The sequence below is a fragment of the Sporosarcina sp. P17b genome, from assembly GCF_002743115.1.
Classification (GTDB): Bacteria; Bacillota; Bacilli; order Bacillales_A; family Planococcaceae; genus Sporosarcina; species Sporosarcina ureae_C.
This window is the reverse complement of sequence record NZ_PDYP01000003.1, coordinates 61,228-71,808: the sequence shown is the minus strand read 5'-3', so window position 1 is coordinate 71,808 and position 10,581 is coordinate 61,228. Positions and strand designations below refer to the sequence as shown.

The window sequence follows — 10,581 nt, the reverse complement described above, 5'->3', positions numbered from 1 at the left end:
CTGCGATGAAGCGAGAGGTTACCGATACACCCGGCCGCTTTGCCATGGCGCGTGTAAGGAAAATTTTCGTGGAGAATTGTCTAGAGAATAGGCGAAAAGGGAGGGAAAATAATGGCAAAACAAAAGATTCGTATTAGATTGAAAGCTTACGATCACAGAATGATCGATCAGTCAGCTGAGAAGATTGTTGAAACGGCTAAACGTTCTGGAGCTAGTGTTTCAGGTCCAATTCCGTTGCCAACTGAAAGATCAGTTTACACGGTATTGCGTGCTGTTCACGTATATAAAGATTCACGTGAGCAATTTGAAATGCGTACGCACAAACGTTTAATCGATATTGTGAATCCAACACCACAAACGGTGGATGCACTTATGAAGCTTGATTTACCATCAGGCGTCGACATCGAAATTAAACTATAAAACATAAATTAAACAATATTACAGGAGGTGTGACTAATGACCAAAGGAATCTTAGGAAGAAAAGTCGGAATGACGCAAGTATTTGCTGAAAACGGCGATCTAATCCCAGTAACAGTGATTGAAGCTACTCCAAACGTTGTACTTCAAAAGAAGACAATCGAGACAGACGGCTACGAGTCAATCCAACTAGGATTTGATGATAAACGTGAAAAGCTTTCAAACAAGCCAGAACAAGGCCACGTTGCAAAAGCTAACACTGCACCTAAGCGCTTCATTCGCGAAGTTCGCGGAGCTGACGTTAGTGCATACGAAGTTGGTCAGGAAGTCAAAGTCGATACGTTCGCAGAAGGCGAAGTAGTAGACATTACAGCAAAATCAAAAGGTAAAGGTTTCCAAGGGGTTATCAAGCGTCACGGATACTCACGCGGACCAATGTCTCACGGATCACGTTTCCATCGCGCACCAGGTTCACTTGGAGCAGTTGATGCACAACGCGTATTCAAAGGCAAAAAACTACCTGGACGTATGGGTGGCAAAACCATCACGATCCAAAACGTTGAAATTGTACGAGTTGATCTAGAGCGCAACTTGATATTAGTAAAAGGTAACGTTCCTGGAGCACGTAAATCACTTGTACAAGTGAGAAGCGCAATCAAAGGGAACTGAGTAAAACAGAAAGGAGGAAACAGGAATGCCTAAAGTATCTGTAGTAAGTCAAACAGGCTCTGCTGTTGGTGACATCGAATTAAACGATGCGATCTTCGGAATCGAGCCAAACCAAGCAGTATTATTTGAAGCAATTGTTCAACAACAAGCTTCTTTACGCCAGGGTAACCACAAGGTTAAAACTCGCGCGGAAGTAGCAGGCGGCGGTCGTAAACCATGGCGTCAAAAGGGTACAGGTCGTGCTCGTCAAGGTTCAATCAGATCACCACAATGGCGCGGAGGCGGTATCGTATTCGGTCCATCACCACGTAGTTACAGCTATAAAATGCCTAAGAAAGTACGTCGTTTAGCTCTTCTATCCGCTCTTTCAACGAAAGTAGCAGCTCAAGAACTAATCGTTCTGGACAACTTAGCATTTGATGCACCAAAAACGAAAAGCTTTGTAAAAGTGCTTGAAGACCTTTCAATCACAAAGAAGGCATTATTCGTTACAGCTGACCAAGAAGAAACAGTAGCATTGTCTGCTCAAAATCTTCAAGGAATCAGTGTTGTTACAGCAAGCGGCATCAATGTTTTAGACTTAGTCGGACATGATCAGCTTGTTATGACAAAAGCAGCAATAGAAAAAGTCGAGGAGGTGCTTGGTTAATGGAAGCACGTGATATTCTGAAACGTCCGGTCATTACCGAGCGTTCTTCTGAACAAATGGAAGACTTAAGAAAATATACATTCGAAGTCGATACACGCGCGAGCAAAACTCACGTGAAACAAGCTATCGAAGAAATCTTCGGTGTTACAGTAGAAAAAGTCAACGTTATGAACTACAAAGGTAAGTTCAAGCGTATGGGGAAACATGCTGGTTATACAAACAAGCGTCGTAAGGCAATTGTTACACTAACTACTGATTCCAAAGATATCGAACTTTTTGAAATGTAATTAACTCATAATAAATGAAGGAGGGAACACAAAATGGCGATTAAGAAGTACAAAGCTACCTCCAACGGACGTCGTAACATGACTTCTTCTGACTTTGCTGAAATCACAGTAAACAAACCAGAAAAATCATTGCTTGAACCAATCAAGCGTAAAGGCGGACGTAACAACCAAGGTAGAATGACAGTTCGTCACCAAGGTGGAGGACACAAGCGCCAATACCGTGTCATCGATTTCCAACGTCGGAAAGATGGCATTCCAGGACGCGTTGCTACGATCGAATATGATCCAAACCGTTCTGCAAACATCGCATTAATCAATTATGCAGATGGAGAAAAAAGATACATCCTTGCTCCTAAAGGATTGACAGTAGGTTCCACAATCGTTTCAGGACCTGATGCGGATATCCGCGTAGGAAACGCTCTACCATTAGAGAACATTCCTATGGGTTCTACGATTCACAACATTGAAATGAAACCAGGCAAAGGCGGACAATTAGTTCGTTCAGCAGGAACTTCAGCTCAACTACTAGGACGTGAAGGCAAATATGTCATCATCCGTCTACAATCAGGAGAAGTTCGTATGATCCTTTCTACTTGCCGTGCTACAATCGGTCAAGTTGGTAACGAACAACACGAACTAATCAACATTGGTAAAGCAGGTCGTTCACGTTGGTTAGGCAAACGTCCAACTGTTCGTGGATCTGTAATGAACCCTAACGATCACCCACACGGTGGTGGTGAAGGACGTACGCCAATCGGTCGTCCAAGTCCTGTTACTCCTTGGGGTAAACCAACTCTTGGATTCAAGACACGCACGAAGAACAATAAATCAGATAAACTTATCGTTCGCCGTCGTAAAAAATAATGTTATTGCACTGCGGTTCAGTAGATGGACCGTAGTACATACTCGGAAGGAGGTTCCAGAATGGGCCGCAGCTTGAAAAAAGGACCTTTTGCAGATGACCATTTACTAAAAAAGGTTGACGCACAAAAAGATTCAGAAAAGAAACAGGTTATTAAAACTTGGTCACGCCGTTCAACAATCTTCCCGACATTCATCGGATTGACAATCGCAGTATATGATGGACGCAAACACGTTCCTGTTTATGTAACAGAAGATATGGTAGGTCACAAACTAGGTGAATTCGTACCTACGCGCACATACAGAGGCCATGGTGCCGACGATAAGAAAACAAAACGCTAATTTGAGAGGAGGTTATTCTGATGCAACAAGCTAAAGCATCTGTACGCACAGTCCGTATTGCTTCTCGCAAAGTTCGTTTGGTCGTTGATCTTATTCGCGGCAAGAATATAGGTGAAGCTATGGCTATTCTACGACTTACGCCTAAAGCGGCATCTCCAGTCGTGGAAAAACTATTGAAATCAGCAATTGCAAACGCTGAACATAACTACGAAATGGATACTGAGAACTTAATCGTCAGTGAAGTATTCGTAGACGAAGGACCAACAATGAAACGTTTCCGTCCACGTGCACAAGGTCGTGCAAGTGCGATCAACAAACGTACAAGCCATATCACATTAGTGGTATCTGAAAAGAAGGAGGGGTAATCAGTGGGCCAAAAAGTACATCCTAATGGACTACGTGTAGGCGTCATCCGTGACTGGGACTCAAAATGGTACGCGGAAAAAGATTATGCGTCCTTACTACATGAAGACTTAAAGATCCGTGAATACATCGAAAAGCGTCTTATCGAAGCATCAGTTTCAAAAGTTGAAATCGAGCGTGCTGCTAAGCGTGTTAACATTACAATCCACACTGCAAAGCCAGGTATGGTTATCGGTAAAGGTGGTTCCGAAGTAGAAACTCTTCGTAAGCAACTTAACGAAATCACAGGCAAGCGTGCACACATCAACATCGTAGAAATCAAACGTGCTGATTTAGATGCTAAACTAGTAGCTGAATCAATTGCTCGTCAATTAGAAAGTCGTGTATCATTCCGTCGTGCTCAGAAACAAGCGATCCAACGTACAATTCGCTCTGGTGCAAAAGGAATTAAAACACAAGTGTCTGGTCGTCTCGGCGGTGCTGACATCGCTCGTGCAGAACACTATAGTGAAGGAACTGTCCCTCTTCATACATTACGTGCAGACATAGATTATGCACATGCTGAAGCTGATACTACTTATGGTAAGCTTGGCGTAAAGGTATGGATTTATCGTGGTGAAGTCCTTCCAGTAAAAGTTAAGAAGAACTCTGGGGAAGGAGGCAAATAATATGTTAATGCCTAAACGTGTTAAACATCGTCGTGTATTCCGTGGTAAAATGCGTGGTGAAACTAAAGGTGGCGCTACTGTCCAGTTTGGTGAGTTTGGTCTTCAAGCTCTAGAATCAGGTTGGATCACTAACCGTCAGATTGAATCTTCTCGTATCGCTATGACTCGTTATATGAAACGTGGCGGTAAAGTGTGGATCAATATTTTCCCACACAAACCATATACTAAAAAGCCTCTTGAAGTCCGGATGGGTTCCGGTAAAGGTGCTGTAGAAGGCTGGGTTGCAGTTGTGAAACCTGGTAGAGTAATGTTCGAAATTGCAGGTGTTTCAGAAGAGGTTGCTCGTGAGGCACTTAGACTCGCATCGCACAAACTTCCTGTTACAAGCAAGTTTGTAAAACGACAAGAAATTGGTGGTGAGTCTAATGAAAGCTAATGAAATTCGTGACTTAACAACTGCAGAGATCGAGCAAAAAGTGAAATCACTTAAAGAAGAGCTTTTCAACCTTCGTTTCCAGTTAGCGACAGGTCAATTAGAAAACACTGCACGCATCCGTGAAGTACGCAAATCGATTGCGCGCATGAAAACTGTAATACGACAAAGAGAAATCAGTGCAAATAACTGATGAAGGAGGTTGCAGCCATGACTGAACGTAATCAGCGCAAAACATACACAGGCCGTGTAGTTTCCGACAAAATGGATAAAACTGTTACGGTAATGGTAGAGACATACAAAAAACACTCTTTATACGGTAAACGTGTAAAGTATTCTAAGAAACTTAAAGTTCATGATGAGCTAAACGAAGCTAAAATCGGCGATGTTGTTCGTATTATGGAAACTCGTCCATTATCAGCAACTAAGCGTTTCCGTCTTCTAGAAGTCGTTGAAAAAGCGATCATCATCTAATAGGTTTTTAACTCAGATTTTGGAAGGAGGTAACCTCGATGATTCAACAGGAAAGTAGAATGAAAGTTGCTGACAACTCTGGTGCACGTGAAGTACTAACAATTAAAGTACTAGGTGGATCAGGTCGTAAAGTAGCTAACATCGGTGATGTAGTTGTTGTTACAGTTAAGAAAGCAACACCAGGTGGCGTTGTTAAGAAGGGTGACGTTGTTAAAGCGGTCATCGTTCGCACGAAAAGTGGAGTTCGTCGTAAAGACGGTTCATACATTACATTCGATGAGAATGCTTGCGTTATTATCCGTGATGATAAAGGGCCACGTGGAACTCGTATTTTCGGACCAGTTGCTCGCGAACTACGCGACAACAACTTCATGAAAATCATTTCACTTGCTCCAGAAGTTCTTTAATTCTAATGACAGAGCCAGTCAAGGAGGTGCGATAAATGCACGTTAAAAAAGGCGACAAAGTAATGGTGATCTCTGGTAAAGATAAAGGTAAAACAGGTGTGATCCTAACAGCTTATCCGAAAAAAGACCGTGTGCTAGTTGAAGGTATTAATATCGTCAAGAAACACACAAAGCCGAACCAAGAAAACCCACAGGGCGGAATTGTAAGCCAAGAGTCTACAATCCACGTCTCAAACGTGATGGTAATCGATCCTAAAACAGGCGAGCCGACTCGTGTAGGTTACAAAGTGGAAGACGGTAAAAAAGTACGTATTGCAAAAAAATCCGGTGAATCATTGGATAAGTAAGTATTGCATGAAAGGAGGTCCGACTGATGAGTCGTTTGAAAGAGAAGTTTTCTAAAGAAATCACACCTGCTCTAATGAGCAAGTTTGAATATACATCTGTTATGCAGGTTCCTAAAGTAGATAAAATCGTTATCAACATGGGTGTTGGTGATGCTGTCCAAAATACAAAAGCACTTGATGCAGCTGTTGAGGATCTTGCAACTATTTCAGGTCAAAAACCAGTCATTACTAAAGCGAAAAAATCTATCGCAGGATTCCGTTTACGTGAAGGAATGCCGATCGGAGCAAAAGTAACGCTTCGCGGTGAACGCATGTATGAGTTCCTCGATAAATTAGTTACAATCTCATTACCACGTGTACGTGACTTCCGTGGCGTTTCTAAAAAAGCGTTTGACGGTCGCGGTAACTACACTCTTGGAGTGAAAGAGCAACTTATTTTCCCTGAAATTGACTTCGATAAAGTATCAAAAGTACGTGGGATGGATATCGTCATCGTGACGACAGCTAACACTGATGAAGAAGCACGTGAGTTGCTTGCACAGTGTGGCATGCCGTTCCAAAAGTAAAATAATAGGGAGGCGAAAACGTGGCTAAGAAATCTATGATCGCTAAACAGAAACGTACGCCAAAGTACAAAGTACAAGAATATACACGCTGCGAACGTTGTGGTCGTCCACATTCAGTATATCGCAAATTTAAACTTTGCCGTATTTGTTTCCGCGAACTTGCATACAAGGGACAACTTCCTGGCGTTAAAAAAGCCAGCTGGTAAACCCCTAATTAGGGAAGGAGGTTAATTCAAATGACAATGAGTGATCCGATTGCAGATATGCTTACACGCATCCGTAATGCGAACATGGTTCGCCACGAGAAGCTTGAGGTACCTGCTTCAAACGTAAAGAAAGAAATCGCCGAGATCTTAAAACGAGAAGGTTTCGTTCGTGATGTGGAATACGTGGAAGATAACAAACAAGGCATCATCCGCATTTTCCTAAAATACGGTCAGGATAACGAACGCGTTATCAATGGCTTGAAACGTATTTCTAAACCAGGACTTCGTGTATATGCGAAATCAAATGAAGTTCCTAAAGTACTTAACGGCTTAGGTGTTGCACTAGTTTCTACATCAAATGGTGTATTAACAGACAAAGAAGCCCGCGCTAAACAAGTTGGCGGAGAAGTAGTCGCTTACGTTTGGTAATTAGCTACAATTGAATGGAGGTGCAATAGAATGTCCCGTATTGGTAATCGTCAGATCGAAGTTCCTGAAAACGTTACTGTAACAATTTCAGATGACAACTTCGCAACTGTTAAAGGTCCGAAAGGTGAGCTTTCGAGACAATTAGATAAAGAAATTACGATCAACATGGAAGGCAAGGTCATCACATTGACACGCCCTTCTGATTCTAAAGATCACCGTTCAATCCACGGTACTACACGCTCTGTACTTAACAACATGGTTGTGGGAGTATCTGAAGGATTTGAACGTAAGCTTGATTTAGTTGGGGTTGGATACCGTGCTTCTATGCAAGGGAAGAAACTTGTATTGAACGTAGGTTATTCACACCCAGTTGAATTCACACCAGAAGAAGGTGTAGAAGTTGAAGTTCCAGCGAATACGAAAATTATCGTTCGCGGATACAACAAAGAACACGTAGGTGCTCTTGCTTCTAACATCCGTCAAGTACGTCCACCAGAGCCGTATAAAGGTAAAGGTATTCGTTATGAAGGCGAAATCGTTCGTCGTAAAGAAGGTAAAACAGGTAAATAATACCGCTTGAGGTATTTGGAAGGAGTGACTCCGATGATCACAAAACAAGATAAAAACGCTGTCCGTAAAAAGCGTCACGCACGTGTGCGTACGAAAATCAGCGGAACTGCAGAGCGTCCACGTCTAAACGTTTATCGTTCAAACAAGCATATCTATGCACAATTGATTGATGACTTGAATGGTTTAACAATCGTTAGCGCTTCTACAAGAGATAAAGAAGTTGAGGCTGGATCTACAGGTAACACTGAATCAGCAGCTAAAGTCGGCGAGCTTATTGCAAAGAAAGCTGTTGAAAAAGACGTCAAAGCGGTAGTTTTCGACCGCGGCGGATATCTTTTCCACGGCCGTGTAAAAGCATTAGCTGACGCTGCACGCGAAAATGGTCTGGAATTTTAATTAAGAGGGAGGGACATATTTCATGCGTCGTAATGATCAGAACAAAAGTGAGTTCGAAGAACGCGTAGTAACGATCAACCGCGTTGCGAAAGTTGTAAAAGGTGGACGTCGTTTCCGCTTTACTGCACTTGTCGTAGTCGGAGATAAAAACGGTCGTGTCGGTTTTGGTACTGGTAAAGCACAAGAAGTTCCAGATGCAATCCGTAAAGCAATTGAAGATGCGAAGAAAAACTTGATTGTAGTGCCAATGGTCAAAGGTACAACTCCACATGAAGTAATCGGACACTTTGGTGCAGGACAAATCCTGATCAAACCAGCTGCTCCGGGTACTGGTGTTATCGCAGGTGGACCTGTCCGTGCGGTACTTGAACTCGCAGGCATCACGGATATTCTTTCAAAATCTCTTGGATCAAGCACACCGATCAACATGGTACGTGCAACAATCGAAGGGTTGCAGAATTTGAAACGCGCAGAAGATATTGCTAAATTGCGTGGTAAATCCGTAGAAGAACTGTTAGGTTAAGGGGGGAAATACGATGACGAACAAACTTGAAGTCACCCTTACGAAAAGTGTTATTGGTTCTAAACCAACACAGCGTAAAACAATTGAAGCATTAGGCCTTCGAAAGTTAAATCAAACAGTTGAGCATCAAAACAACGATGCTATCCGTGGAATGATCACAAAGGTTAGCCACTTAGTAAACGTTAAAGAAATTTAAGTACTATTTTACAATAAGGAGGTGCCGATAAGATGAAATTACATGAGCTAAAACCAGCTGAGGGATCTCGCAGAAACCGCAAACGTGTTGGTCGTGGGATTGGATCAGGAACTGGTAAGACTTCCGGTAGAGGTCATGACGGTCAAAACTCTCGTTCAGGCGGCGGTGTACGTCTTGGTTTCGAAGGTGGACAAATTCCTCTTTTCCAACGACTTCCTAAGCGCGGGTTCACGAACATCAATCGTAAAGATTATGCCATCGTTAACCTTGACACATTAAATCGTTTCGAAGAAGGCACGGAAGTAACGCCGGAACTGCTAATTGAAACTGGAGTTGTAAGTAACGCTAAATCTGGTATCAAGATTCTGGGTAACGGAACACTTGATAAAAAGATTACAGTACGTGCTAACAAATTCTCCGCTTCTGCAAAAGAAGCAATTGAAAAAGCGGGCGGGCAAACAGAGGTGGTATAATGTTTCAGACAATCTCTAATTTCATGCGTGTGAAGGAGATCCGGTCTAAAATAATTTTCACCCTCCTAGTGCTCATCGTGTTTAGACTAGGGACATTTGTTCCGGTTCCAAACGTTGATGCAACTGCTTTACAACAATCAGATAACCAGTTTATCGGATTCTTGAACACATTTGGTGGAGGAGCACTATCTAACTTCTCGATCTTTGCAATGGGGATTATGCCGTACATTACGGCTTCCATCATTGTGCAGCTCTTGCAGATGGATGTTGTTCCAAAGTTTACTGAGTGGTCAAAACAAGGGGACGTTGGAAGACGTAAACTTGCACAATTCACAAGATATTTCACGATTGTTCTTGCCTTCATTCAGGCGCTTGCTATGTCATTTGGTTTCAACCAAACGTTTGGCGGCACACTGATTCAAGACAATAGCATATCCACTTATATCACAATTGCGATTGTATTGACTGCCGGTACTGCTTTCCTTCTATGGCTAGGTGAACAAATTACTGCAAAAGGTGTTGGGAATGGTATTTCCATCATTATCTTTGCAGGGATTGTTGCCGGCATACCGAATGCTGTTAACCAGTTGTATGTAACGCAAATTCAAGACGCTGGAGATGCACTATTTATTAGAATTGCAACGATGGTATTACTATTGATCGTAATCGTAGCCATTGTAGTCGGAGTTATTTACTTCCAAGAAGCATTGCGTAAAATTCCGATTCAATATGCGAAACGTGTATCAGGACGTAATCAGTCTGTTGCAAGTCAACAAACACACTTACCTTTGAAATTGAATGCTGCGGGTGTTATTCCAGTTATCTTTGCGGTGGCATTCTTCATCACGCCACAACAAATTGCTCCGTTTTTCGGTGAGAACAGTGTAACCAAAACTATTATTCGGATCTTCGATTATACGAATCCGATCGGTATGATTTTGTATGTAACACTAATTGTCGCGTTTACGTATTTCTATGCATTCATTCAAGTGAATCCAGAGAATATGGCAGACAACCTGAAAAAACAAGGTGCATATATTCCGGGAATTCGTCCAGGGGCAAACACTCAAAAGTACTTAACAAGTACTCTGTATAGACTAACGTTCGTCGGCTCGATTTTCCTAGCTGTCGTAGCGGTTATGCCGATCTTCTTCATCAACTTGGCGAATCTGCCTCAATCCGCTCAAATCGGCGGAACGAGCTTGCTCATCGTAGTAGGGGTTGCCCTCGAATCAATGAAGCAATTGGAATCGCAATTAGTGAAGAGACATTACAGAGGCTTTATGAAATAAAAGCAATAGCCTG

Annotated in this window: 22 protein-coding genes; all 22 read left to right on the top strand. The window is 42.5% G+C overall.

Annotated features, from left to right (window positions below; all coding sequences use genetic code 11):
• Positions 1-111: 111 nt before the first annotated feature.
• The 22 genes from rpsJ to secY are packed head-to-tail and all read left to right on the top strand — an operon-like array spanning position 112 to position 10,568.
• Positions 112-420 carry a 30S ribosomal protein S10 gene (gene rpsJ, locus CSV76_RS04400; protein WP_085427465.1) on the top strand — a complete coding sequence of 103 codons (309 nt, stop codon included), beginning with the start codon at positions 112-114 and terminating at the stop codon, positions 418-420.
• A 36-nt stretch (positions 421-456) separates the two neighbouring features.
• Positions 457-1,086, top strand: coding sequence for a 50S ribosomal protein L3 (rplC, locus tag CSV76_RS04395; RefSeq protein WP_085427464.1), 630 nt, complete (start codon positions 457-459; stop codon positions 1,084-1,086).
• 25 nt (positions 1,087-1,111) lie between these two features.
• Positions 1,112-1,735: a 50S ribosomal protein L4 gene (gene rplD / locus CSV76_RS04390; protein WP_085427463.1), complete on the top strand. Its 624-nt coding sequence runs from the start codon at positions 1,112-1,114 to the stop codon at positions 1,733-1,735.
• Positions 1,735-2,022, top strand: coding sequence for a 50S ribosomal protein L23 (gene rplW / locus CSV76_RS04385; RefSeq protein WP_085427462.1), 288 nt, complete (start codon positions 1,735-1,737; stop codon positions 2,020-2,022). Before rplD ends, rplW begins: the two co-directional genes overlap by 1 nt.
• A 33-nt stretch (positions 2,023-2,055) precedes the next feature.
• A complete protein-coding gene (gene rplB / locus CSV76_RS04380; protein WP_085427461.1) occupies positions 2,056-2,886 on the top strand; it encodes a 50S ribosomal protein L2 in 831 nt (276 codons plus the stop codon).
• 60 nt (positions 2,887-2,946) lie between these two features.
• Positions 2,947-3,225 carry a 30S ribosomal protein S19 gene (gene rpsS, locus CSV76_RS04375; protein ID WP_085132011.1) on the top strand — a complete coding sequence of 93 codons (279 nt, stop codon included), beginning with the start codon at positions 2,947-2,949 and terminating at the stop codon, positions 3,223-3,225.
• Between the two features lie 20 nt (positions 3,226-3,245).
• The gene (gene rplV, locus CSV76_RS04370; RefSeq protein WP_037561627.1) at positions 3,246-3,590 is read left to right on the top strand and encodes a 50S ribosomal protein L22; all 345 of its coding nucleotides are present in this window, start codon (positions 3,246-3,248) and stop codon (positions 3,588-3,590) included.
• A 3-nt stretch (positions 3,591-3,593) separates the two neighbouring features.
• A complete protein-coding gene (gene rpsC / locus CSV76_RS04365) occupies positions 3,594-4,256 on the top strand; it encodes a 30S ribosomal protein S3 (protein WP_085427460.1) in 663 nt (220 codons plus the stop codon).
• Between the two features lies 1 nt (position 4,257).
• Complete coding sequence (gene rplP / locus CSV76_RS04360; protein ID WP_085427459.1) at positions 4,258-4,692, top strand: 50S ribosomal protein L16; 435 nt, start codon at positions 4,258-4,260, stop codon at positions 4,690-4,692.
• A complete protein-coding gene (gene rpmC / locus CSV76_RS04355; protein WP_025783856.1) occupies positions 4,682-4,882 on the top strand; it encodes a 50S ribosomal protein L29 in 201 nt (66 codons plus the stop codon). The genes rplP and rpmC overlap by 11 nt, the downstream gene beginning before the upstream one ends.
• Positions 4,883-4,899: 17 nt before the next feature.
• The gene (gene rpsQ / locus CSV76_RS04350) at positions 4,900-5,163 is read left to right on the top strand and encodes a 30S ribosomal protein S17 (RefSeq protein ID WP_085427458.1); all 264 of its coding nucleotides are present in this window, start codon (positions 4,900-4,902) and stop codon (positions 5,161-5,163) included.
• A gap of 38 nt (positions 5,164-5,201) precedes the next feature.
• Positions 5,202-5,570, top strand: a complete 369-nt coding sequence (gene rplN, locus CSV76_RS04345) for a 50S ribosomal protein L14 (RefSeq protein WP_081243203.1) — start codon at positions 5,202-5,204, stop codon at positions 5,568-5,570.
• Between the two features lie 35 nt (positions 5,571-5,605).
• On the top strand, positions 5,606-5,917 hold the full coding sequence (rplX, locus tag CSV76_RS04340) for a 50S ribosomal protein L24 (RefSeq protein ID WP_085427457.1): 312 nt from the start codon (positions 5,606-5,608) through the stop codon (positions 5,915-5,917).
• A 26-nt stretch (positions 5,918-5,943) separates the two neighbouring features.
• Positions 5,944-6,483 carry a 50S ribosomal protein L5 gene (gene rplE / locus CSV76_RS04335; protein WP_085132008.1) on the top strand — a complete coding sequence of 180 codons (540 nt, stop codon included), beginning with the start codon at positions 5,944-5,946 and terminating at the stop codon, positions 6,481-6,483.
• Between the two features lie 20 nt (positions 6,484-6,503).
• On the top strand, positions 6,504-6,689 hold the full coding sequence (locus CSV76_RS04330) for a type Z 30S ribosomal protein S14 (protein ID WP_008298870.1): 186 nt from the start codon (positions 6,504-6,506) through the stop codon (positions 6,687-6,689).
• A gap of 30 nt (positions 6,690-6,719) precedes the next feature.
• Positions 6,720-7,118, top strand: coding sequence for a 30S ribosomal protein S8 (rpsH, locus tag CSV76_RS04325; protein ID WP_029053265.1), 399 nt, complete (start codon positions 6,720-6,722; stop codon positions 7,116-7,118).
• Positions 7,119-7,148: 30 nt separating this feature from the next.
• On the top strand, positions 7,149-7,688 hold the full coding sequence (gene rplF, locus CSV76_RS04320) for a 50S ribosomal protein L6 (protein WP_085427456.1): 540 nt from the start codon (positions 7,149-7,151) through the stop codon (positions 7,686-7,688).
• A 33-nt stretch (positions 7,689-7,721) separates the two neighbouring features.
• Positions 7,722-8,084, top strand: coding sequence for a 50S ribosomal protein L18 (rplR, locus tag CSV76_RS04315; protein WP_085427455.1), 363 nt, complete (start codon positions 7,722-7,724; stop codon positions 8,082-8,084).
• A 22-nt stretch (positions 8,085-8,106) separates the two neighbouring features.
• Entirely contained in the window at positions 8,107-8,607 is a 501-nt protein-coding gene (gene rpsE / locus CSV76_RS04310; protein ID WP_085427454.1) for a 30S ribosomal protein S5, read from the top strand.
• 13 nt (positions 8,608-8,620) lie between these two features.
• Complete coding sequence (rpmD, locus tag CSV76_RS04305) at positions 8,621-8,803, top strand: 50S ribosomal protein L30 (protein ID WP_085427453.1); 183 nt, start codon at positions 8,621-8,623, stop codon at positions 8,801-8,803.
• A 32-nt stretch (positions 8,804-8,835) separates the two neighbouring features.
• Positions 8,836-9,276 (top strand): 50S ribosomal protein L15, encoded by a 441-nt coding sequence (gene rplO / locus CSV76_RS04300; protein ID WP_085427452.1) that lies wholly within the window; start codon positions 8,836-8,838, stop codon positions 9,274-9,276.
• Positions 9,276-10,568: a preprotein translocase subunit SecY gene (gene secY / locus CSV76_RS04295; protein ID WP_085427451.1), complete on the top strand. Its 1,293-nt coding sequence runs from the start codon at positions 9,276-9,278 to the stop codon at positions 10,566-10,568. The genes rplO and secY overlap by 1 nt, the downstream gene beginning before the upstream one ends.
• The last annotated feature ends 13 nt before the right edge of the window (positions 10,569-10,581 follow it).

Coding starts and splice junctions, on each gene's coding strand:
- rpsH (WP_029053265.1), top strand. CDS start 6,720: ATGACAATGAGTGATCCGATTGCAGATATGCTTACACGCATCCGTAAT.
- rplO (WP_085427452.1), top strand. CDS start 8,836: ATGAAATTACATGAGCTAAAACCAGCTGAGGGATCTCGCAGAAACCGC.
- rplD (WP_085427463.1), top strand. CDS start 1,112: ATGCCTAAAGTATCTGTAGTAAGTCAAACAGGCTCTGCTGTTGGTGAC.
- rplV (WP_037561627.1), top strand. CDS start 3,246: ATGCAACAAGCTAAAGCATCTGTACGCACAGTCCGTATTGCTTCTCGC.
- rpsE (WP_085427454.1), top strand. CDS start 8,107: ATGCGTCGTAATGATCAGAACAAAAGTGAGTTCGAAGAACGCGTAGTA.
- rplF (WP_085427456.1), top strand. CDS start 7,149: ATGTCCCGTATTGGTAATCGTCAGATCGAAGTTCCTGAAAACGTTACT.
- rplE (WP_085132008.1), top strand. CDS start 5,944: ATGAGTCGTTTGAAAGAGAAGTTTTCTAAAGAAATCACACCTGCTCTA.
- rpsS (WP_085132011.1), top strand. CDS start 2,947: ATGGGCCGCAGCTTGAAAAAAGGACCTTTTGCAGATGACCATTTACTA.
- rplN (WP_081243203.1), top strand. CDS start 5,202: ATGATTCAACAGGAAAGTAGAATGAAAGTTGCTGACAACTCTGGTGCA.
- rpsQ (WP_085427458.1), top strand. CDS start 4,900: ATGACTGAACGTAATCAGCGCAAAACATACACAGGCCGTGTAGTTTCC.
- rplX (WP_085427457.1), top strand. CDS start 5,606: ATGCACGTTAAAAAAGGCGACAAAGTAATGGTGATCTCTGGTAAAGAT.
- rpmC (WP_025783856.1), top strand. CDS start 4,682: ATGAAAGCTAATGAAATTCGTGACTTAACAACTGCAGAGATCGAGCAA.
- rplC (WP_085427464.1), top strand. CDS start 457: ATGACCAAAGGAATCTTAGGAAGAAAAGTCGGAATGACGCAAGTATTT.
- rpsJ (WP_085427465.1), top strand. CDS start 112: ATGGCAAAACAAAAGATTCGTATTAGATTGAAAGCTTACGATCACAGA.
- rplB (WP_085427461.1), top strand. CDS start 2,056: ATGGCGATTAAGAAGTACAAAGCTACCTCCAACGGACGTCGTAACATG.
- secY (WP_085427451.1), top strand. CDS start 9,276: ATGTTTCAGACAATCTCTAATTTCATGCGTGTGAAGGAGATCCGGTCT.
- rpmD (WP_085427453.1), top strand. CDS start 8,621: ATGACGAACAAACTTGAAGTCACCCTTACGAAAAGTGTTATTGGTTCT.
- rplW (WP_085427462.1), top strand. CDS start 1,735: ATGGAAGCACGTGATATTCTGAAACGTCCGGTCATTACCGAGCGTTCT.
- rplR (WP_085427455.1), top strand. CDS start 7,722: ATGATCACAAAACAAGATAAAAACGCTGTCCGTAAAAAGCGTCACGCA.
- rplP (WP_085427459.1), top strand. CDS start 4,258: ATGTTAATGCCTAAACGTGTTAAACATCGTCGTGTATTCCGTGGTAAA.